This window comes from Xenorhabdus sp. TS4 (assembly GCF_014467265.1).
Classification (GTDB): Bacteria; Pseudomonadota; Gammaproteobacteria; order Enterobacterales; family Enterobacteriaceae; genus Xenorhabdus; species Xenorhabdus ehlersii.
Window position 1 is genome coordinate 43001 of sequence record NZ_NKHQ01000011.1, and the last position, 21989, is coordinate 64989.

A 21989-nucleotide genomic window follows, 5' to 3' on the forward strand; every position below is an offset into this window, starting at 1 on the left:
CGGTTAAAATTATGTGCTTATTTCCAGCTCTTTTTCGGTATTGCCGATAGTTGATGTGACTTGAACATCTAATTTCAGCATACTTTTAATAACCAGATTCGCTACATTTGCGACCACGAAGAGGGCATTAGGTACCCATAACCGCTTATGCGCAGGCGTTCCGACAAACCAAATACTTTCTTTTTCCTTAAAGTCAGGAGGGATGACTCCCATTTCTGGCGAGATCGATATGGCGCGTTCTGAACGCTGGCCGTGAGTATCAATCTCAAGTATCCCATCCTCGTCAAGGATAAAGTCAGGTTGGTGATAACCAACAGCAGCGACAATCGCATCAAATGGTTGATAATCCTGCCCTAAGTTGACTAACCAGGTATTTGCCTCTCCTTCTTCTATAACAACATTTAGAATTTCTCCTTTCTGAATGAGCAGAGAACCACTATCCATATAGTGCAGAAGTTTCTGTGCATTGGGCAAAGCAATGGCGGTGATATATCGATGAAGCATTTTTTCGAAGTTGGGATGAAATGAACCGCCAAAATAGGTGTTATCATTTAAATGCACTTCGTTAACGACATACACGAAATTGACTATCATATCTTGCCATTGACTCTTCCCTTGCTCGGCAATAGCGATTTCTTCACGCAGACGTTCCCGACAACTATTGGCATTAGAAAACTGTTCTCGCCAGGGTATTTTTGTGTATTTTTTGAGTGCACGGTAGAAATATTTTAGATACGCGTGCTTCAATGAGTCAGGAAAAAAATGGGTCAATTGATTCCCCTGACGGTTCATTATCGACATTGTATTTTTATGCTCAAAGAAGGTTCCAGGGCTTTTTACAAGCCGCGAACGGACAGCGGGAATATCTCCTGATGGCGAAATCATGGTGACGCTATGGCCTTCACGACAGAGAAGAATAGCCGCATCGATTGCTGCAAGTTTACTGCCGATAACCAATACCCGCGATTGCGGGGGTATTCTGGCTAACATCTCTTTCTCTGGATAGGGGCTGTGGATAAAAGTTGGGCGAGTCAAGTGGGGTTTCAACACCTCAGGGAGCCGAGAAGCACCTAAGCCTGTACAGAAAATGACATCAGTCACTTCCAGTGATTGAGGTGTCAAGCTATCACCATGCCAGAGTGTGTAACAACGATGTGGATTGACCTTCAACCCCCTAAATAAATGGGGCATATGGAAAACATCGATTCCTGTTTTGAGAGCAATAGTGCTAAATTCCAGAAATCTTTGATTCAGATAGTTTCCTACCCACTGCCGCGGCACGAAAGATTCCGGTGTAACGATATGGCCGTGTTTATGCAAATAATCCAGAAAGTCCAGAGGATTATCAGCCACGACTGACATGGTATCGATCGAAGTATTGCAGAGTACATCGCCATCCAAATTGAAAAAGGCCATTCCTGGGCCAACCGGCCCAGGTTCAATAACATAAATGATTTGCGCTGCACGATGTTGCACTGCTGCGATGAATGTCGCCACCCCAGCAGCCCCGCCTCCGACAATGGCAAGACTTCTTTTGTGAAAGGACATTACTATTTCCTCAATATATTGTGAAAATAAGGAAGTTTTACCTGGCTGACTTAATGCGCAGGAACTCATTCGGCAATGGCTTCAACAATCGAAATGTGACAGCCTGTATCAATGACACGATTGAGTTTTAAGCCTGCGTTAGCCAACAATTGTCGTAGTTCATCCTCTGTGCGTTCACGTCCTTCTTCGTAGATCCCCATACAGAGAAGATCCATTTCTTTACCTGCATGTGAAACGTTGCCATTAGGGATCACAGGGTCCATTACCAATATTCGTCCATCAGGGGACATCGCTTGTCGGCAGTTACGTAGAATTTGTATACATTGTTCATCAGACCAGTCGTGCATAATGTACTTGAGCAGATATATATCGCCCTGAGGACATGACTCGAAAAAGTCGCCAGAAGTAATCTCCCACCGCGTATCATCACCTAGCGCGCCAAGTTCATGTCTGGCGAGTACGTGTGGTTGGTCGAAAAGAACCCCTCGCAGGGTTGTATTAGCCTGTAATACTTCTAATAACAGGCTACCAAACCCGCCAGCTATATCGACAACTGTTGCGTTTTTCGGGAAATCATAACTGTGCACGAGAAACAAATTTTCCACTTTAGACATTGAGGACATACCGACGTGAAAATCATCAGTCTGCGTGTCCGTCTGCGCCCAATAATCAAAGAAAGGAAGTCCGTAGAGGTGTTTGAAGGCAGGATTGCCGCGGACGCTTTCTACAATCTCACCAAGAGGTTGCCAAAATGTCCGGTCAGTCATCATCAATACTGCGGCTCGGAGGGAATGGTGTGTGTCTTTGCGCAGAAACTCTGCGGCTGGAGTGAGTGAAAACCATTTATCTTCGGTTTCATGAAAGATATTCCGTGTGGCAAGCAGCCGCAGAACTCGGTGTAACTGCTGCTCTTGGGCTCCGACAGTTTTGGCGAGTTCATGCACTGTTTTTGGCCCATTGCTTAAATGATCGGCTACACCGAGAACCGTGGCAGCACGAAGTGCCGCTTGATAGGTATACCCCATTGTTTGATTAAGTAAATGTAAAGCTGCTGATGTGTAATTAGAAATTGCTGTGTTATTATTTAAAATGTTCATATAGATCTCATTTATAATATAATTATTAAAATAAAAATTAAAGAAACATAAGTTACCTTATTATTTCAATTATATTATTAATCAGAAAATTGTTCATTTTTCAACCACAAAAAATCTTATACGGAAGTATATTGTTATAATGATTATTATTAATAAGGATGATGAATAAGGTTGTTTTTACGAGAAGGTTATGCTGTGTTTGTAGTGAGAATTTTTAGGGGGTATATTTATTAAATAGCACAATAGAAAAATACATTAAGGTATAATAAAAACGCTATCATAAATAACATCAGTAATTTATATTATTTGCGTAATGAAATTTTTTGTTAGTTTGATAGCATATAAAAATATTTCATAAAGTACCCCCCTAAAAACCGTGGGGGATTATTTTGTTAGAGTTGACAAACAAGGGCTGCATCAATGCTATTTCTTTGAAAATCATCCCAAAAACCTGGTGGATAACTTTCAATATCGCTCTCCAGTAGCATGGGTTTATGCCATTCAAATTTTAATCCCGCCTTAGTGATTGCATCCTTATATTGTTCACGGCTCCAACGATGCATAGTAAAAGGGCTGGGTGGGGTAGTAAGAAATTCAGCCCTCACAAGAGTTGTATCTTTCACTGGCTCTTCACTTAGAACCTTTATGCAATAATTTTCATAGTTCCCTTTTTCTAAACGATAATCAGGTTCAAATGTATAAGCGATGAGTTTACCGGAAGGTTTAAGATGATCTGCAATTACACGAAACATACTTTCAAGTTGTTCAAGTGTTTCCGCATGGCAAAATAACCAGGCGGCAACTATCAGATCAAATTTGCCAAATGACTCCATTTTGTTGACATCTCTGATATGAAATTCTATGTCGTCGCCATATTGTTGCGATTTGTTTTTAGCAATTTCTATCATCTTATCTGATATATCAATACCAATAACTTTTGAAGCGCCGCGATTTCTGAATTCCCGACTAAATAAGCCATATCCACATCCTAAATCTAACATCGATTTTCCTTTTACATCCCCTGCCAGATTTAAGAGGGTACGAGTGACTATTTTGATTTGAGCACTAGAGTCTGAGAAATCTTCGTAAAGATGTGCAATGGGATTATATAAGATGTTATCTTTCATAATTCTTTGTCCTTAATTAAAGTCAAGATGTTTTATTTATCTGTAGGATATATTATTTAATATTGGTGTGATGATTACTAATTGCTTTTTTATTTTTTACATATTAAGGTGCCAGTAATGAATTGGATATAATTATTTTTATATTAACTCTTTATTTTATCAACCCATATTCAGATGGGTTGATATCCATAATTATTTTGTGTCTAAAAAGCGATGAATTGCCCTGAGTACAGCTTCAGGTTTTTCTGCATGTACCCAATGCCCACAACCAGCTACAACCCATGCTGTTGCTTGTGGAAATTGGTTGATAATATCTTCCCGATATTCTTCAGTAATATAATCTGAATTTCCACCACGGATAAACAGGGCGGGTTCATACCATGCAGGAATAGTTTCCCAGCCGATAATTTTTTCGTACTCTTTTTGCAAAACGGATAAGTTGAATTTCCATTCCCCTTGACGGAATGATTTCAGTAAAAATTGAATAACACCCTCTTCCCGAATATCCTGGTGCATAATATCTGCTGCTGCTTGTCGGGTTTGTACACCGGCGGTCGTGACTTTGTTCAGTGCTGCGAAAATGCTGTCATGGCGGCGAACCGGGTAAGCGACAGGAGCCATATCAATCACCACGATTTTTTCAATCCGTTCTGGCGCAATAGCTGTCATGGTCATGGCGATTTTGCCACCCATGGAATGCCCAATAATAATGGCGTTGGGCACACTTAGCTCATCAAGCAGTGTCAGGACATCCTGTGCCATATCGTGATAATCCATATTTTCCATACGTGGTGAAAGACCGTGGTTACGTACATCGATTTGAATCACCGAATAATGTTGCTGTAAATCACGCCCCAATACTCCCAAATTGTTTAAATCTCCAAAAAGCCCATGAATCAAGACAATGGGAGTTGAAGATTGCGGATTTTCTACAGTGTGAAGATGATAATTTAATTGACGATTTGATTTCATGATTTGCCTGAATTTAATACCATTTATACAATGTTTAATATTGAGATGCTTAATATCATGATGCGTGAATTGTGACAAACTCAATGGGATGAAATAGTTGTAACTAATTGATTTATTTTAAAGGAAAGTCGCTTTCCTAAAGATTCTCAATTTTTAAAGGAATCACTTTAAGTTATTGAAAGTTTAATTGTTTTGTTTTGTGGCATTATATCTTATAATCCCAAGATAATTTTTTCATTAAGAACAGTACTGGATAGAAATGAAAACGATAGAAGTTGATGAAGAACTTTACCGCTTTATTGCAAGCCAAACTCTGCATATCGGTGAAAGTGCATCTGATATTTTACGGCGCATATTGAAGTTAGACGCCGGGCAGCCAGTACAAATTACAGAGCCTGCCAACGACCCTGCACCTGTTGTTAAAACCCCTGTTGCCCGTTCCCGTGATGCTGTCCGTGTTATTCGTGAATTATTGCTTTCTGATGAATATGCTGAAAAGAAAAAATCTGTTGAACGTTTTATGCTGATCTTGTCGGCATTGTATAGCCTGAACAGCGAGAATTTTTCTAAAGCAACGGAAGCGATGCATGGCCGCACCCGTACCTATTTTGCCGGTGATGAGTACACCTTATTGGCTAGGGGTAAGCAAACTAAGCCACGTCATATTCCCGGTACACCTTTTTGGGTGATCACTAATACCAATACTGACCGTAAACGTAGCATGATTGAACATATTATGCAGGATATGAAGTTTCCGGCAAATTTGATTGAGAAAGTGTGTGGCACTATTTAATTCAGTTAGTTGCCCTACTACTAATACAATCGCTTAGTTTATTAGTACTGCGCTGGCGATAAGTCAGTGCGGTTTCCCAGGAGAAATAATAAAGTGGCAATTCATCCAAGGGCAGGGCAGCTCGCCCAGCAGCATGATTTAATCAATATTGCTCAGCTCACTTCACAGTATTACACCTTACAACCACATCCTGAAAATCCAGCACATAAGGTCAAATTTGGTACTTCTGGCCATCGTGGCAGTTCTGGGCGTAGTAGTTTTAACGAAGCGCATATTCTGGCTATTTCGCAGGCGATTGTGGAAGTTCGTTCGCAACATGGGATTACTGGACCATGTTATGTGGGCAAAGATACCCATGCACTTTCAGAAGCGGCATTTATCTCCGTATTGGAGGTGTTAACGGCAAATGGTGTGGATGTAATTGTGCAGGAAAATAATGGGTTTACACCGACTCCTGCCATTTCTCATACCATCTTATGCCATAACCGTCAGGGAAAAAGTTCGGCTGATGGTATCGTGATTACGCCATCCCACAACCCGCCAGAAGACGGTGGTATTAAATATAATCCGCCTAACGGCGGACCCGCCGATACCGATTTGACGGCAATCATTGAACAACGTGCAAATGAATTATTGGCCGTTGGTCTCAATGGGATCAAGCGCCTGCCTTATGAACAGGTATTAAAAAGTGAATATCTGCATGCCCAGGATTTGATCGATCCTTATGTCACTGCTCTGGGTGAAGTTGTGGATATGGCGGCGATCCAACAGGCAGGTTTAAAGATTGGTATTGATCCACTGGGCGGCTCAGGGATCGCCTATTGGCAGCGGATTGGGGAATATTACAATCTCGATCTGACACTGGTTAATGATAAGGTCGATCAGACATTCCGTTTTATGACATTGGATCATGATGGCGTGATCCGTATGGATTGTTCATCCCGTTGGGCGATGGCGGGGTTACTGGAGCTGCGTGGTAAATTTGATTTAGCCTTCGCCAATGATCCTGATTATGACCGTCATGGGATTATTACACCGGCTGGTTTGATGAATCCCAACCATTACTTAGCAACGGCTGTCGATTATCTATTCCGTCATCGTCCACAATGGCCGAAAAATATCGCAGTGGGTAAGACACTGGTTTCCAGCGCCATGATTGATCGTGTTGTAGCCGATCTGGGACGGGAATTAGTAGAAGTTCCCGTCGGTTTTAAATGGTTTGTGGATGGATTATATAAAGGCCAGTTGGGCTTTGGTGGAGAAGAAAGTGCCGGAGCATCTTTCTTGCGCTTTGATGGCACTCCGTGGTCAACCGATAAAGATGGTATCATTCTTTGCTTGTTGGCTGCTGAAATGACCGCAATGACTGGTGAAAATCCACAGCAACGTTACGATAAATTGGCGGCCAGATTTGGCACACCAAGCTATAGCCGTATTCAGGCTCCAGCGACTCATCAGCAAAAAGCATTGCTGTCTAAATTATCACCGGAAATGGTCAAGGCCGACATATTGGCAGGTGACCCGATTACTGCCCGTTTGACCACTGCATCGGGCAATGGTGCTTCCATTGGTGGCTTGAAAGTGATGAGTGACAATGGTTGGTTTGCTGCCCGTCCTTCTGGTACGGAAGAGGCCTATAAAATCTATTGCGAAAGCTTCCTTGGTGCGGAGCATCGTGAAAAAATTGAACAAGAGGCACAGGAAATCGTCAATCAGGTATTTGCTGCGGGTTGATTGGTTTCTATTTCTGGCTGGAAAAACACAAGCCGTAGCAGTTGCTGCGGCTTCTTTGCTTTTATCCCAAAGCAACCATCAAAGCGCCTATGGCAATCAGTACGACGCCAGCGGAAGTCACCAGAGAAATTTTCTCGCCAAATAGAATTACCGCCAGAACGACGGCAAATACCACGCTCAATTTATCGATAGGAGCAACCTGGGAAACATTACCATGTTTGATCGCTAAAAAATAGAATAGCCAAGAGAGGGCTCCGGCAAGACCACTTAATAGGATAAACAGCAGCGCCTTACGATTGGCAAGAATTTCACTGATAAGAGTCAATTTTCCCTGCACAGCGACAACGCCAACCAGAAACAGTGCCATAATGACAGCACGAATAGCGGTTGCCGTATTGGCATCCAAATTTTGCAACCCAATTTTTCCAAAGATAGCCACCAGCGCTGCTGTTAGTGCGGAGAGTAAGGCATAAATCAGCCATGTACTCATATTCAATTAATCCTGTGTTTGATATTAACGTGTTTGTATCAGAGGAGTGAATCATAGGCTAATTTTGTTGATCTGAATATATAGAATTCCATTAAAATGCTAAAAATTTTTATGCGCTTTATTCTTCGAATGGCTGCAACTTTTAATTATGTGAAAGTACCATTAATTAAAGATCGCCCAAAGAGTTGTAAATTAATCCATGCAAAAAAGCAGACCAAGTTTTTTTGCAAAATGCCTTTTATGATGAACATCACAGAAAGTAACTCATCCTTTATTCTCCTCCTGATATTTATTAATAAAGGATGAGGTGAACTTATCTAATACAATGTTTAATCATTATTTTCATTTTATTAAAAATAAAATAGTTGATGTGATCTTTCTATTAAAAAGGTTTGACTATGAAATCTGACTTTTGGAGAAAGGTTTATCTTATTGTATTCGGCAGCTTATTCATTTTATCACTGACAAGTTGCGTACAAGATAGCGGTATACAAAATAAAAATCATTCGCTCAAAACCCAGGAGGAACTGATGGCACCTAGTTTGAAGCAAATATCTGGTAGTGAACAAATCTACCGTTGTCATTCTGAGTCAGAAATTTCTCAAGCTTCCGCACATTGGGTTGATCGACAAACATTATTATGGTCAGGTGGGGCAGGCCAGCCTATTGTTCGCTTATACTACAATCACGACACTAAGGTAAAGTCCAATGACCAAGGTTATTTTACCGATAAGTATCTGGCGTTAACACCGACAAACTTAAATCAAGAAACAGCGAGGAGATTTCCTCATCTGGCAAAATGGGCAGCATTCCGTCTACCAGAAGGAACAGATATTGATCTTCTTCTGACCGGAGATTTGGTGGCTTTGGCTGCTAATGAGCAAGGTTTGCTAATATCAGCAACTCAAGTACAAACGGCGGGTGTGTTGGATGATCGTTTCGCTGATGCTGCTGATAAGCTGGAATATGGGGCACGGATAAACGATAAGGGGGTGATTTTCCGCTTATGGGCACCAACTGCCCAAGAGGTGGACTTGGTTCTTTATAATCAAGATAAGCAAATTATCGCCAATTATACAATGGAACGCGATACCGCGAGTGGCTCTTGGTCATGGCAAGGCGATAAGAAATTGATTGGTGCTTACTATCGTTATGCCTTAAAAGTCTACCATCCATCTTCCCGTAATGTGGAACGTTATGAAGTTACCGATCCCTATTCTTATAGTCTGTCCACTAATTCAGAATATAGCCAGATTGTTAATTTGGATGATACATCCTTAAAACCACAAAACTGGGATAACCTGTTGACGCCACGCCCGCAAAATACACCAATGGATATTGCCAGCATGGCTATCTATGAAGCACATATTCGTGATCTTTCCGTTGCAGACAGCACGATACCAGCAGCCTGGCGTGGTAAATATCTGGCTCTGACTGACAAGAATAGCGATATGTTCAAGCATCTTAAGGCATTGAGTCAGGCGGGAATGACTCATATAGAGTTATTGCCTGTGTTTGATATCGCTTCCATTAATGAATTTAGCCATCAGGTGGCTGATCTTGATCACCCTTTTAAACGTCTATGTCAGGTCAATCCAATGGTGAAAAATAGCCGTTTTGCGGGTTATTGCCATAGCTCATTGACTGTACGGGAGGTTTTGCAGCAATTGCGGTTTGATGACAACATCAATAATCCGCAGGTACAAGAATTAAATACGATGGTGGCAAAGACGGATTCCTATAACTGGGGCTACGATCCGTTTCACTATTCAGTACCGGAAGGTTCTTATGCCACTGATCCAGAAGGTTCCAGTCGCATAAAAGAGTTTCGTTCTATGATACAGGCTATCAAACAGCAATTGAGTATGAATGTGATCATGGATGTTGTCTATAACCATACCGATGCGGCAGGCTCTGCGTCCCGAACGTCAGTGTTGGATAAGATCGTGCCTTGGTATTACCACCGTTTAGATGAAATAACAGGCAATGTTGAAAATAATACCTGTTGTGCTGACACTGCGCCTGAACACCGTATGTTTGCCAAACTGATTGAAGACTCACTGGTAACCTGGGTTAAAGATTATAAGATAGATGCATTTCGGTTCGATTTAATGGGTTATCACCCCAAAGCGCAAATTATATCGGCACTAGAAAAAGTACGAACTATTAACCCATCGATCTACTTTTTCGGCGAGGGCTGGAATTCTGGGCAGGATGATCGGTTTGAAACCGCATCACAAGTTAATCTTAAAGGGAGTGGTATTGGGACTTTCTCTGATCGGTTACGAGATGCGGTACGTGGTGGCGGGCCTTTTGATGTTGCCGATAGTATTCGCAGTAATCAGGGAGTAGGCAATGGTGCCGAAATATTACCCAACGAAATTTCTGACTTAGATACAGATCAAGTTCATCATTTATGGGATCTGGTACGTCTTGGCATGGCTGGTAATTTGGCGGATTTCGTCATGATCGATAAAGATGGAGAGGTAAAAACAGGCAGGGAAATTGATTATAAGGGTACTGCTGCGGGTTATGCATTAGATCCCATTGAAGTACTGAATTATGTATCTAAGCACGACAATCAAACATTGTGGGATATTATTAGCTACAAAGCTGCCCAAGAGGCGGATTTGGTGACGAGGGTTCGTATGCAGGCGCTCTCTCTTGCAACGGTATTCCTTGGGCAAGGTTTGGCTTTTGATCAACAAGGGTCAGAATTATTGCGTTCAAAATCATTTACCCGTGATTCTTATGATGCTGGCGATTGGTTTAATCGTGTTAGCTATGACTATAAAGACAATAATTATGACGTGGGACTACCTGAACGTGATAATGACGGCAAAAATTATCCACTGATTAGTCGGGTGAAAAATCAGGTGGAAAAACCAGGCCAAAATGAATTATTACAGATGATGACGTTTTATCAGGAGCTATTGCGTTTACGTCAATTTTCACCACTGATGACACTTGGCGATGGTGTTGCTGTCAAGCAGCGTGTTGATTTCGTTAATGTTGGTTCTCATCAGCAACTTGGTTTACTGGTCATGACGATTGATGATGGCAATATGACGTCGGGTGATCGTGATTGGCGGTTTGATGGTTTAGTCGTCGTCATTAATGCTGCACCTTGGTCGGTAACTGTCAACGAGCTTAATGTCGAAGGGCTGAAATTAAATGATATTCAACGTGAATTAGGCGAAGCATCTTTGGCGGCGGGAATACAAATAACAGAAAATGGTGAGGTAATCATGCCTGCATGGTCAGCAGCCGTGTTGGTTCTGCCACAAGAAGGAATCCGTGGAACAGGTTTGCCTGTTCGTAAGAAGTAACGAAATCAGGTATGGTATTTGAGTAATTGAGTTTTGGGGCGGACTCATTTTTATTTACATCTTATTGAGAGCATTTTCAATTTTTGGTGGCTCTTCCAACGGCAGAAGAAAATGAAAACTGATCCCGCCTTTTTTATTGTTAGCCACCCATATTCTTCCACCGTGGATTTCAATAATGGAGCGACAGATCGCCAAATCTAATCCGACACCAGGGATAGTCGCTTCTTTGCTGGCGCGTGAGAACTTATCAAAAATAAGCTTTTCTTGCCTTTGTGGAATTCCTGTGCCTGCATCCCAAATTTCAAGATGTATCTGTTTTTTTTCTATTGTGGCTTGTATACCCAAGGGAGTTTGTTCATTGGTGTATTCAATGGCATTTTCCAGCAGGTTGATAAAAACACGTTCCAGTAAGGCGGCATCACAGTGCAGCAATAAATCATTAGGTAAAGAAAGTTCTACAGTATAGCGATTGAGGGTATGTTCCAGAGAGTGCAAGGCATTGCCGACAATGTCTTCCAGTGGATACCATTCAAGATTAAGCTGAATGCCACCTGATTGCAGTCGTGCCATATCAAGCAGGTTATTGACCAGTCGCGAAAGGCTGAGAATTTGTTGGCGAATTTGGTTAACTTGTTGGGTATGGGGTGAACTTTCTGTCGATAAATCCAACATCAGTATTTCAGCCTGCCCGAACAGTACGGTCAACGGAGTAAGTAAGTCGTGAGATAGTGCTGCCAGTAATGAATTACGCAGCTGCTCCCGCTCAGTTTCTAACCTGGCAGATTCTGCACTGCGGGTAAGGTGCAGGCGTTCCAGCGCATTGGCAATGAGTCCCGTGAAGATTTGTAATAGCCGCTGTTGTTCCGGTACTAGTAACTGGCGCTGGTTAGGGGATTCAATAGCCAGAACGGCAAAAACCTGCGAGGGCGTAGCGATAGGCAATAATTGATAAGGGACACCCGGTAATGTATCAGTACCAGCTCCCGCAGGTTGTTTTTTCTCAAAACACCATTTGGCGATCGCTTCATCGATCTGCATTTGACCACCATTATGGGATTTAACTTGATATAAATGTCGGTTGCTATCTGGCAGCAGCAGACCCGTTTTTGCCTGAAAGCTATCGGAGAGAAAGTGATAGCTGATACGGGCTACGTCTTCTTCGTTCAGAACTTTGCTCAGTGTCCGAGTTATTTCATATAAGTGCCGTGTTCGTTGTTCGCGATAACGGGCTACTCTGGCTTGATAGCGTATACCTGCGGTAAGGTTTCCAACAACTGCCCCGACAATCAGCATTACAACCAGTGTGAGCAGATATTGTATGTTTTTGACTTCCAATGACCAACGTGGTTGGACAAAGAAAAGATCAAAACTGATGACATTGACAAAAGCAGCAAAGACAGATGGCCAACGACCATAAAACAGCGCGATGATGACAACACCGAGCAGGTAGAGCGCCACCAGGTTGGCTTTATCAAGGGTCAGTAAGAAGGTTCGGGAAAAGAGGGTAATCAGGGCACAGAGTACAATAGCCATCAAAAAACCCTGAATCGGGACTCGCCATTTATCATTGAATGTTCGGTTATCTTTTGGCTCTTTGTCTCCGTGTTTTTTATCTTCCAACGCGACAATAATCAAATCCAAATCAGGGCCGAGTTTTCCCAGACGCTCTGAAAAGTCACGATACCATTTAAAGCCGAGAAAATTTACCTGTGAATTGTAATAGCGGCCAATAAGGATTTTACCCAAGTTATGTTCTCTGGCGTAGCGCAGGATGGCTTTTTCTTCATCAGAATCGGAGAGTGTTGCGGTTTCAGCGCCCAGATCTTGTGCTAACTTTAAGGCTTGCAAAATGGTACGTCGTTTACCTTCTGGCAATCGATGTAGTTTGGGGGTTTCAACGTAAACAGCATGCCAGGTACAGTTGAGTTTTGCTGCCAGGCGAGCGGCTTTTCGAATCAGTTTTTCATTGCCGGCGTTGTAGCCAATACACAGCAGTAAATTCTCTTGTGTATGCCATACGGGTTCTTTTCCTCGAGTATCACGAAAAGCACGCATTTGGTCATCTACGCGATCTGCTGTGCGACGCAGGGCCAATTCACGCAGAGCAATCAGGTTCCCTTTGCGGAAAAAATGTTCAATGGCACGCTCTGCCTGACCTGAAATATAAACCTTGCCGTCATTGAGCCGTTGACGCAGATCATCAGGCGGAAGATCGACCAGAACCACATCATCGGCCTGATCAAATATATGGTCAGGAACGGTTTCCCGTACGCGAATACCGGTAATACCGCCGACAATATCATTCAAACTTTCCAAATGTTGCACGTTGATGGTTGTCAGTACATCAATGCCAGCTTCCAGTAATTCTTCGACATCTTGCCAGCGCTTCGGGTGGCGGCAACCTCTAGGGTTACTGAATGCCAGTTCATCCATCAGAATAATGGCCGGATGGCGGGCAAGGGCGGCATCAATATCAAATGCCGCTATCCTGCGTTCATTATGGCGGAAATATTTTGCGGGTAATTGGGGTAACCCTTCCAGTAGGGCTGCGGTTTCTTGTCGATCATGGGTTTCAACAACACCGACAATGACATCTAACCCTTGCGCCAGCAGTCGTTGAGCTTCTTGCAGCATGGCATACGTTTTGCCGACCCCCGCACAAGCACCAAAAAATATTTTTAGTTTGCCACGTGGTTTTTCGTTTGCCAGTGTCAGTAATTCATCAGGATCAGGGCGATGTAGTTCATTTTGTTCCATATCTTAATCTGCCTTTTTGGTTCAGATTATCCAACGCCAGATTCAGTTCCAGTACATTGACTATGGGCTGCCCCATATATTCCAGCAGGGGATATTGAATATGTTGCTCAATGAGCTTATGGATGATTGCAAGTGGCATATGACGGGCTATCGCCACTCGTTGTGCCTGGAATTCAGCCGCTTCAGGGGATATATGGGGATCGAGCCCACTACCCGATGCCATGATTAAATCAACAGGGATTGGAGAATTTTCGGGATAGTTAAATAAACGTACCTGGATAATGTGTTGGTGTATTTTACTGCTCAATGCAGGGTTGGTTATAGCAAGATTACTGCCTCCAGATGACAGGGTGTTGTACGGTTTTTCGGCTGTCATAGAAGGTCGCCCATGAAAATAGATGGCTTTGGTAAAATTTTGACCAATTAATTCAGAGCCAATCCATTTTCCATTCTGCTCTATTAGCGAGCCTTTAGCTTGATGGGGAAATAAAAATTCTGATATTCCCGTCACCAGTAGTGGATAGGCAATCCCCGTGACTAAGCTAAGAAACACCAGCAGAACAATGGAAGAACGTAACCAGATCATTTTTCATCACCTTATTTGAAGCCCGATTTTTAAATACGCTGTAGTGAAAAGATCGTTAGTTAAACATTAAGGCAGTGAGCAATATATCAATCAACTTGATACCCACAAAAGGCACCAGCAGGCCACCAAGGCCATATACCCACAGATTCCGGCGTAAGAGTGACAATGCATTCATTGGGCGATAACTGACACCTTTTAGAGCCAATGGCAGTAAAAAGATTATGATTATTGCATTGAAGATAACCGCAGACAGTACCGCAGATTCTGGAGAATGCAGATGCATGATGTTCAACACATTAAGTTGTGGATATGTGACCGAAAAGGCGGCGGGAATGATGGCAAAATATTTAGCAATATCATTGGCAATACTGAATGTGGTCAAAGCCCCGCGGGTCATTAGCATCTGCTTGCCGATATGGACAACCTCGATCAACTTGGTGGGATTGGAGTCCAGGTCAACCATATTGCCCGCCTCTTTCGCTGCTTGTGTGCCTGAATTCATGGCAACGGCAACATCTGCTTGTGCCAGCGCGGGTGCGTCGTTTGTACCATCACCCGTCATGGCAACCAGGCGCCCTTCGGATTGATATTGGCGGATAAGAGCGAGTTTCGCTTCGGGAGTGGCTTCTGCCAGAAAGTCATCAACACCCGCTTCGGCGGCAATTGCCGCAGCAGTGAGGTGATTGTCACCCGTGATCATGACAGTCTTGATCCCCATTTTGCGCATTTCACTGAAGCGTTCTTTAATTCCGCCTTTCACAATATCTTTTAAGGCAACAACTCCCAAGACTTGCTGATTCTCAGCAACAACCAAGGGGGTTTCTCCCTTATGCGCAACTTGCTGTACCAATTGGTCAATCACATCTGGGAAATGGCTATGATTAGCTTCAATATGGCGGCGAATAGCATCGACAGCACCTTTGCGGATCATGCGATTACCAATATTGACGCCACTCATGCGGGTCATTGCAGAGAAGGGGACAAATGTCGCTTTTAATTCTCGAAGATCACGTTCACGCATATTGAAACGTTGTTTCGCCAAAATCACGATACTACGCCCTTCAGGGGTTTCATCTGCAAGGGAAGAGAGTTGAGCAGCATCAGCCAACTGCCGTTCCGTTACATCTGGTGCAGGTAAAAATTGGGATGCCTGACGATTACCTAGCGTGATAGTGCCAGTTTTATCGAGTAGCAAAACATCGACATCCCCAGCGGCTTCAATGGCTCGCCCGCTGGTGGCAATAACATTGGCTCCCAACATCCGGCTCATACCCGCAACGCCAATCGCTGACAGTAATCCACCAATCGTGGTGGGGATTAGGCAAACCAGTAAGGCAATCAATACCGTAAGTGTAATAGGTGCGCCAGACTGGTTAGCCTGGACACTGAACAAGGAAAAAGGCAGCAAGCTTATACAGACCAGCAGGAAAATAATGGTCAGTGCAGTGAGCAGAATGGTGAGGGCTATTTCATTGGGTGTTTTACGTCGCTTAGCTCCTTCAACCATTGAGATCATTCTGTCTAAAAAGGTTTCTCCCGGATTGACTGTGCATTCGATGATTAACCAATCTGATAAAACTCGCGTACCGCCAGTGACAGAAGAAAAATCGCCGCCGGATTCGCGGATAACTGGTGCAGATTCTCCTGTAATAGCGCTTTCATCAACGGAAGCTCCTCCTGCAAGGACTTCTCCATCACAAGGAATAATTTCTCCTGCTTCCACTAGCACAATATCACCTTTGCGCAAAGTGTCAGAAGTGACTTTTTCTTTTGTAGCCTCACGGCTGGATGATGTCAGTTTGGTCGCCCAATTAGTTCTTTTTACACCTTTCAGGCTGGATGCTTGAGCTTTGCTGCGTCCTTCAGCCAGCGCTTCTGCAAAATTGGCAAACAGTACGGTAAACCATAGCCAGAGAGCAATGGCACCGGTAAAGAGCGTGCTGCCCGTTAATTGTCCTACTAATATACCGATCCATAAGATAGTGGTCAGGCAACTTCCCACATAAACCACGAACATGACCGGATTGCGCCATTGTTGAGCCGGATGGCATTTTTTTAACGAATCGATAAATGCATGACGAATTAAAGTCGGTTCAAATAATACTTGTTGTTTATTTTTCATACGTTATCTCACATTCTCACGGCCAAAGTTGTAGGTGTTCTGCGATAGGGCCTAGAGCCAGGGAAGGAATAAACGTAAGGGCACCAATTAGTAAAATGACCAGAATTAATAATCCGATGAAGAGCGAGCCGTGGGTCGGTAAAGTGCCACTGCTAATCGGCTGGCGTTTTTTGTTAACCATGGAACCTGCGATTGCCAGAACAGGCAGAATGAGACCAAAGCGCCCAAGAAACATGATGACGCCCAACAATAGGTTGTAAAAGACATTGTTGGCGTTGAGTCCGGCAAAAGCACTGCCGTTGTTGTTGGCTGCGGATGAGAAAGCATAAAGCACTTCGGTGAAGCCATGAGCGCCGGGATTTGCAATAGCACTGCGACCTACGTCGATTGAAATTGCTAGAGCGGTGCCCAATAAAACAAGCGAAGGAGTGATTAAAATCGCCAATGCGACCATTTTCATGTCATAGACATCGATTTTTTTGCCTAAGTATTCTGGTGCGCGGCCAATCATTAAGCCCGCAATAAATACAGCAAGCAGAACGAACAGTAATATGCCATAAAGGCCAGAACCTGCCCCACCGAATATGACTTCCCCAATTTGCATCAACCAGAGCGGTATCATGCCACCCAGTGCAGTAAAGGAGTCATGCATCGCATTTACGGCACCACAGGAAGCGGCTGTCGTCACAACGCTATAGAGAGAAGAGGCAAGGATACCAAAGCGGGCTTCTTTGCCTTCCATATTAAAGTGGTTACCGATATTGGGATGTATGAGCTGGGCATTGCCTGCGGTTTCGGCATACATCACAACGCTGGTAGCAATAATGAAAATAATGCTCATTGCCCAGAGCAGGGTATATCCCTGTCGATTGTCGCCAACAACCAGACCGAATGCGAAACATAATGCACAAGGGATCAGGAAAATGGCCAGGATCTGGACAAAGTTACTAAGTGAAGTTGGGTTTTCAAATGGATGGGCTGAGTTTGCCCCAAAAAATCCTCCACCATTAGTGCCCAAAAGTTTTATAGCTTCTTGGGAAGCGACTGGTCCCATAGGCAGCAATTGTTGTTGCCCCTCAAGAGAGTGGATGAGGACATAGGGAGAAAAGTTTTGGATAACGCCCTGACTGACAAAGAATAAGGCCACAATAATCGCAAGCGGCAGCAAGAGATATACAGTGATGCGTGTGATGTCGATCCACGCATTTCCCACTGTTTTAGTGCCTTGACGGGAAAACGCCCGCATTAAGGCAAAAGCCACAGCAATTCCCGTTGCCGCAGACAGAAAATTTTGAACAGTCAATCCGGCCATTTGGCTCAGGTAACTGAGGGTATTTTCTCCGCTATAAGCTTGCCAATTGGTATTAGTGATAAAACTGATCGTGGTATTAAGGGCCAGATCCCATCTCATGCCAACAAAATGTTGTGGATTCAGTGGCAGATGACCTTGGTTGATCAGCAGCATAAACAGTAGTAATAGTCCGGCTATGTTGAATATGAGGATGGCGAGAGCATACTGCCACCAGTTCATTTCTTTGACATTACTACCAGGTTTCTTCAGGCCACAACAACGCCACAGGATGGTTTCTGTTTTTATCAGCCAGCGAGGTAGTTCTCCTTCGACGAGCCTGGCAATCAGGATACCAAGCGGTTTACCCAATAGAAATAGTATGAGCAGGAAACTGGCAATCAGTAAAAAAGCGGATATTGCCATTTAGAAATCCTCCGCATTCAATAACGCATAAATGAGATAGCCCAGTAATAGCGTCACCAGAAAAATGCCAAGGATCAGGAAGATATTCATGGTGGTGTATCTCCTTGCTTATTTCTTCAAGAAATAGTCAGTTACAGCATAGAAATACCATACAAAGAAATTATTAAAAGGGTTCCTGAAAACGTAAAAAAAGTATAAGTGATCTGTGGAATTCATCGACAAAGCATCATAAGGCAAGTGTAGCAAACCATGTCGAGTTAATTTTTTGTTTTCAATTTGTTTGTTTTGTTTCTGTTTAAGTGTGATTTTGTAATTAAATTACGCAATCAGAGAAAAAAGGTGATTTATATCACTAAAAAAGTGGTCGGATGAGTAGTAAATTTTCATTTTATCAGATAAAATTTTATGCATATTACAGGTTAAGCCCATGAGGGGGTATCAATGTCTATATATCGTGCATACTCTTGGCATCAGATTCTCTTGCGGCGTATTGGCGCTATATCACTGGGTGCCATTGCGCTTCCTATTATGCTGTTTCGTCGTGATCGTGCCCGCTTTTATAGCTATCTGTATAAAGTATGGCGAAAAACCAGTGATAAGCCAGTATGGCTGGAATGTTTAGAAATGACTTTAGAGACACGGAATCGCTAAAATAGCATTATGACTGAGAGCCTAACCGGGCATTTTGAATATAACATCTTGAACTGTAGTATCTTGCATATAGTATCTTGGCACCTTGTCGGTTTATGCTGGCAAGGTGTTTTGTTTTATATTGGATTTATAACTAATCTATTTTGACTTAATCCATGGCAGGTATGTATTTTATGATGAAGAAAATGCTAAGTGACAAGGGGAATGTGATGAACAATGTTGAATTGGAGCATGTGCTCAATACGGAATTGAAGATCCGCGAATTTCAAGATTACGCTCCCAATGGATTACAGGTGGAAGGCCGCCCTCATGTTCAACGGGTAATTACAGGCGTGACAGCCTGTCAGGCACTGTTGGATGAAGCTGTTCGCCTTGAGGCGGATGCTGTCATCGTTCATCATGGATACTTTTGGAAGAATGAATATCCTGTTATCCGTGGCATGAAGCGTCGCCGTTTGCAAACACTGCTTTGCAATGATATCAACCTGTATGGCTATCATCTTCCGTTAGATGCCCATCCTGCTTTGGGTAACAATATCCAATTGGCGCGTCAGATGGGAGCAAAGGTTATCGGCGAGATTGATACTCTTCTTCCTCATGGTGCTTTTGATCAGCCTATTACACCGACAGAATTGATTGAACGTCTTGAAAAAAGCCTGGAGAGAAAGATACTGCATTGTGGTGATAATGCACCAGAAGAGATCCGCACACTGGCATGGTGTACAGGCGGTGGTCAAAGTTTTATTGAACAGGCGGCAGAGTTTGGTGTTGATGCCTTTGTGACAGGAGAGGTATCAGAAAAAACGATCCATGTTGCCCGTGAAATGGGACTGCATTTTTTTGCGGCAGGGCACCATGCGACAGAGCGCTATGGCATCAAAACGCTCGGTGAATGGCTGGCAAATAATTATGGATTGGATGTGACTTTTATCGATATTCCCAATCCGGCTTGATTTTTTAGCTAATCTATATAGCCCCTGGATTTTATTTCCATTTTGGGAGTTGGGGCTTTTTATCTTGCAAGAGAGATAAAACAATCATTGCGATCCCACAACATATTAATACGCTGCCTAATGCCTGACTCCAGCCTGCCAATGCCAAACCAAGTCCCAGCAGCAAATAGTAAAATAACCCAAGTAAAGCACCGGCTGTACCTAGCCTATCTGAATAGTTGGTCAATGCAGAAGCTAAAATATTCGGGATCGCCAGCCCATAAGCGATAACTATTCCCAATATCGGAAAAATAAAGAGCCAGCTATTTTCGAGCAGGTATACACCGATCCCACTGAATAAACTGATTAATGAGGCAAGGGCAACTAATTGGGTTGATATCCATTGTTGCTTTAATAGATATTTGTTTAATAGCGAGCCTAATACAACGCCGAAAGTTAATAACAAGCCAGTATAACCAAATATTTTCTGTGATAACCCAAATTGTTGGAAACGAAATGGCGCTAATTGGTAATAGCTGAATAAACAAATATTGAAAAATGCGATCAAAAACGCATTTCGCCAAATTGAAATATCTTTAAGCATCATAATTACTGTGCTGAATAAAGCCACTTTTGTTACGTCAGTCGGCCTGGTTTCTGGTAATCGGGCAATAGACCAATAGATCAGGATAATCGCCAGAATAATTAACCCAGCAAAGACTGCTTTATAGCCAGCAAAATAGTTCAATGTTGAACCACTGAGCATGCCAATGGCAGGGCTGATTGCTAAGGCAATTCCCATGACAGAAAAGACACGTGCTAACTCTTCCCCACGATAAGTATCACGCATAATGGTTTGTGTGCCGACAGAGCCAACTGCGGCCCCGAAAGCAGACAGCATTCGGGCAACGAGTAATAACCAAAATTGTGGTGTCAATAATGCCAGCAGGGAAGCGAGGCCATAGAGTGATAGACCAGCAATAATAGTTGGGCGTCTGCCAATGACATCACACATACGTCCCCATACGACAACACCAAGGGCAAAAGCAAAAAAATAGAGTGATAATGTTTGAGCAGCTTGCTCTGGGTTGACGGAAAATCCAGCGGCAATATTGGTTAATGCGGGACTATAGATGGTTTCTACGATCTGCGGGAACATCATCAAGGCAATAGCAAGCCAAAGTGATGGTTTAGTTTGCATGATTTTTTTCTTTTGCTGATAAGTAATGACTTGAAAGATTAGCATTATAATTTTTGTCTTTTTATGATAATAAAGACTATTTGTTTATTTAATCGGACATTAAATCAGTAGGAATGAGCATGGCATGGTTGCAACAAAGTGATTATTTTGATCCTGATAGCTTGGATATGCCTGTGATAGGGATCGCAGCAGAGATGGGGCAACACGATTCTGGCTTTCATCAACATGATATGGGGCAATTATTGTTTACCCAGCGGGGCTGTATCAAGATCACATTGGCAAACCAGATTTCTGTTCTGCCTCCAACCAGAGTGGCATGGCTCCCTCCAAAGACACGGCATCGGGCAGAAATGCGTGGCTCAGTAGGTTACCGTTCTATTTATTTAAATTCTAATTACTTGAAATCTCATGAATTGGAGTTACTTTCGACACAAAGTGAAGTATTGGAAGCCACACCACTATTACAGGCTCTTTTAGAGCGTATCGCAGTGTCTTCTTTTGACTCTGATTGGGAGCAGGGAAAAGGAGCAAATTTGTTGGCATTATTTTTTGATGAAATTCGCGAGGCGCGTAGGGAACCAACCTTATTGCCGCTGCCGTCTGATCGGCGGTTAACACATTTGCCATTTGATCAGTTGCCATCACCATTACACAGACTGGCTACTTATATTGGTGCCAGTGAGAAAACCATTACCCGGATATTTCAACGTGAAACAGGAATGAACTATCAACAGTGGCGGCAACAATGGCGATTGGTAAAGGCGATAGAGTTATTGGCGCAGAATAAAACGTTATCCTATGTTGCACAGGAACTCGGTTTTGCCAACGATAGTGCATTTGTGACATTTTTTCGCAAAATCATGGGGAAACCGCCAAAGGAATATATGGCTGGCTCAGAGAGATAAAGCAAAAATACACCCCTAATCTCAGAATAAA

Annotated in this window: 17 protein-coding genes; 6 read left to right on the forward strand and 11 right to left on the reverse strand. The window is 43.1% G+C overall.

Features of this window, described 5'->3' with window-relative positions:
* Positions 1 to 9: 9 nt before the first annotated feature.
* The 4 genes from Xets_RS27855 to ybfF all read right to left on the reverse strand — a co-directional run bounded on the left by Xets_RS27855 (position 10) and on the right by ybfF (position 4744).
* Positions 10 to 1548, reverse strand: coding sequence for an FAD/NAD(P)-binding protein (locus Xets_RS27855; RefSeq protein ID WP_187651115.1), 1539 nt, complete (start codon positions 1546 to 1548; stop codon positions 10 to 12).
* A 65-nt stretch (positions 1549 to 1613) separates the two neighbouring features.
* Positions 1614 to 2645 carry a methyltransferase gene (locus Xets_RS27860; RefSeq protein WP_099131125.1) on the reverse strand — a complete coding sequence of 344 codons (1032 nt, stop codon included), beginning with the start codon at positions 2643 to 2645 and terminating at the stop codon, positions 1614 to 1616.
* Positions 2646 to 3037: 392 nt separating this feature from the next.
* Positions 3038 to 3772 (reverse strand): class I SAM-dependent methyltransferase, encoded by a 735-nt coding sequence (locus Xets_RS27865; RefSeq protein WP_099131126.1) that lies wholly within the window; start codon positions 3770 to 3772, stop codon positions 3038 to 3040.
* Between the two features lie 192 nt (positions 3773 to 3964).
* Complete coding sequence (gene ybfF, locus Xets_RS27870) at positions 3965 to 4744, reverse strand: esterase (protein WP_099131127.1); 780 nt, start codon at positions 4742 to 4744, stop codon at positions 3965 to 3967.
* A 259-nt stretch (positions 4745 to 5003) separates the two neighbouring features.
* On the opposite strand from ybfF, the gene seqA reads away from it, so the two are divergent.
* The gene (gene seqA, locus Xets_RS27875) at positions 5004 to 5537 is read left to right on the forward strand and encodes a replication initiation negative regulator SeqA (protein ID WP_074018432.1); all 534 of its coding nucleotides are present in this window, start codon (positions 5004 to 5006) and stop codon (positions 5535 to 5537) included.
* A gap of 93 nt (positions 5538 to 5630) precedes the next feature.
* The gene (gene pgm / locus Xets_RS27880) at positions 5631 to 7271 is read left to right on the forward strand and encodes a phosphoglucomutase (alpha-D-glucose-1,6-bisphosphate-dependent) (RefSeq protein WP_099131128.1); all 1641 of its coding nucleotides are present in this window, start codon (positions 5631 to 5633) and stop codon (positions 7269 to 7271) included.
* Positions 7272 to 7332: 61 nt separating this feature from the next.
* Here pgm and Xets_RS27885 read toward each other — a convergent pair whose 3' ends face one another.
* Positions 7333 to 7761, reverse strand: a complete 429-nt coding sequence (locus tag Xets_RS27885) for an EamA family transporter (protein WP_099131129.1) — start codon at positions 7759 to 7761, stop codon at positions 7333 to 7335.
* Positions 7762 to 8291: 530 nt separating this feature from the next.
* On the opposite strand from Xets_RS27885, the gene pulA reads away from it, so the two are divergent.
* Positions 8292 to 11090, forward strand: a complete 2799-nt coding sequence (gene pulA, locus Xets_RS27890; RefSeq protein ID WP_255430553.1) for a pullulanase-type alpha-1,6-glucosidase — start codon at positions 8292 to 8294, stop codon at positions 11088 to 11090.
* Positions 11091 to 11144: 54 nt separating this feature from the next.
* Here pulA and kdpD read toward each other — a convergent pair whose 3' ends face one another.
* Genes kdpD through kdpF form a run of 5 tightly spaced genes read right to left on the reverse strand, consistent with a single transcriptional unit; the run spans position 11145 to position 18359 of the window.
* On the reverse strand, positions 11145 to 13847 hold the full coding sequence (gene kdpD / locus Xets_RS27895) for a two-component system sensor histidine kinase KdpD (RefSeq protein ID WP_187651113.1): 2703 nt from the start codon (positions 13845 to 13847) through the stop codon (positions 11145 to 11147).
* The gene (gene kdpC, locus Xets_RS27900; RefSeq protein WP_099131132.1) at positions 13834 to 14433 is read right to left on the reverse strand and encodes a potassium-transporting ATPase subunit KdpC; all 600 of its coding nucleotides are present in this window, start codon (positions 14431 to 14433) and stop codon (positions 13834 to 13836) included. The genes kdpD and kdpC overlap by 14 nt, the downstream gene beginning before the upstream one ends.
* A gap of 55 nt (positions 14434 to 14488) precedes the next feature.
* The gene (gene kdpB / locus Xets_RS27905; RefSeq protein ID WP_187651112.1) at positions 14489 to 16555 is read right to left on the reverse strand and encodes a potassium-transporting ATPase subunit KdpB; all 2067 of its coding nucleotides are present in this window, start codon (positions 16553 to 16555) and stop codon (positions 14489 to 14491) included.
* Between the two features lie 16 nt (positions 16556 to 16571).
* Positions 16572 to 18269 (reverse strand): potassium-transporting ATPase subunit KdpA, encoded by a 1698-nt coding sequence (gene kdpA / locus Xets_RS27910; protein WP_099131134.1) that lies wholly within the window; start codon positions 18267 to 18269, stop codon positions 16572 to 16574.
* Positions 18270 to 18359, reverse strand: a complete 90-nt coding sequence (gene kdpF, locus Xets_RS27915) for a K(+)-transporting ATPase subunit F (RefSeq protein WP_065814091.1) — start codon at positions 18357 to 18359, stop codon at positions 18270 to 18272.
* Positions 18360 to 18710: 351 nt separating this feature from the next.
* Here kdpF and Xets_RS27920 point away from each other — a divergent pair, with 351 nt between their 5' ends.
* Together Xets_RS27920 and Xets_RS27925 are read left to right on the forward strand one after the other, a co-directional pair.
* Positions 18711 to 18920: a YbfA family protein gene (locus Xets_RS27920; RefSeq protein ID WP_187651111.1), complete on the forward strand. Its 210-nt coding sequence runs from the start codon at positions 18711 to 18713 to the stop codon at positions 18918 to 18920.
* A gap of 209 nt (positions 18921 to 19129) precedes the next feature.
* Entirely contained in the window at positions 19130 to 19873 is a 744-nt protein-coding gene (locus Xets_RS27925) for a type 2 GTP cyclohydrolase I (RefSeq protein WP_187651140.1), read from the forward strand.
* 31 nt (positions 19874 to 19904) lie between these two features.
* Here Xets_RS27925 and Xets_RS27930 read toward each other — a convergent pair whose 3' ends face one another.
* Positions 19905 to 21053, reverse strand: a complete 1149-nt coding sequence (locus Xets_RS27930; protein ID WP_099131137.1) for an MFS transporter — start codon at positions 21051 to 21053, stop codon at positions 19905 to 19907.
* Between the two features lie 119 nt (positions 21054 to 21172).
* Here Xets_RS27930 and Xets_RS27935 point away from each other — a divergent pair, with 119 nt between their 5' ends.
* Entirely contained in the window at positions 21173 to 21958 is a 786-nt protein-coding gene (locus Xets_RS27935) for a helix-turn-helix transcriptional regulator (RefSeq protein ID WP_099131138.1), read from the forward strand.
* The last annotated feature ends 31 nt before the right edge of the window (positions 21959 to 21989 follow it).

Bases quoted from the DNA above. Each gene is read 5' to 3' on its own strand.
- Xets_RS27855 (WP_187651115.1), bottom strand. From the start codon at position 1,548: ATGTCCTTTCACAAAAGAAGTCTTGCCATTGTCGGAGGCGGGGCTGCT.
- Xets_RS27860 (WP_099131125.1), bottom strand. From the start codon at position 2,645: ATGAACATTTTAAATAATAACACAGCAATTTCTAATTACACATCAGCA.
- Xets_RS27865 (WP_099131126.1), bottom strand. From the start codon at position 3,772: ATGAAAGATAACATCTTATATAATCCCATTGCACATCTTTACGAAGAT.
- ybfF (WP_099131127.1), bottom strand. From the start codon at position 4,744: ATGAAATCAAATCGTCAATTAAATTATCATCTTCACACTGTAGAAAAT.
- seqA (WP_074018432.1), top strand. From the start codon at position 5,004: ATGAAAACGATAGAAGTTGATGAAGAACTTTACCGCTTTATTGCAAGC.
- Xets_RS27885 (WP_099131129.1), bottom strand. From the start codon at position 7,761: ATGAGTACATGGCTGATTTATGCCTTACTCTCCGCACTAACAGCAGCG.
- pulA (WP_255430553.1), top strand. From the start codon at position 8,292: ATGGCACCTAGTTTGAAGCAAATATCTGGTAGTGAACAAATCTACCGT.
- kdpD (WP_187651113.1), bottom strand. From the start codon at position 13,847: ATGGAACAAAATGAACTACATCGCCCTGATCCTGATGAATTACTGACA.
- kdpC (WP_099131132.1), bottom strand. From the start codon at position 14,433: ATGATCTGGTTACGTTCTTCCATTGTTCTGCTGGTGTTTCTTAGCTTA.
- kdpB (WP_187651112.1), bottom strand. From the start codon at position 16,555: ATGAAAAATAAACAACAAGTATTATTTGAACCGACTTTAATTCGTCAT.
- kdpA (WP_099131134.1), bottom strand. From the start codon at position 18,269: ATGGCAATATCCGCTTTTTTACTGATTGCCAGTTTCCTGCTCATACTA.
- kdpF (WP_065814091.1), bottom strand. From the start codon at position 18,359: ATGAATATCTTCCTGATCCTTGGCATTTTTCTGGTGACGCTATTACTG.
- Xets_RS27920 (WP_187651111.1), top strand. From the start codon at position 18,711: ATGTCTATATATCGTGCATACTCTTGGCATCAGATTCTCTTGCGGCGT.
- Xets_RS27925 (WP_187651140.1), top strand. From the start codon at position 19,130: ATGAACAATGTTGAATTGGAGCATGTGCTCAATACGGAATTGAAGATC.
- Xets_RS27930 (WP_099131137.1), bottom strand. From the start codon at position 21,053: ATGCAAACTAAACCATCACTTTGGCTTGCTATTGCCTTGATGATGTTC.
- Xets_RS27935 (WP_099131138.1), top strand. From the start codon at position 21,173: ATGGCATGGTTGCAACAAAGTGATTATTTTGATCCTGATAGCTTGGAT.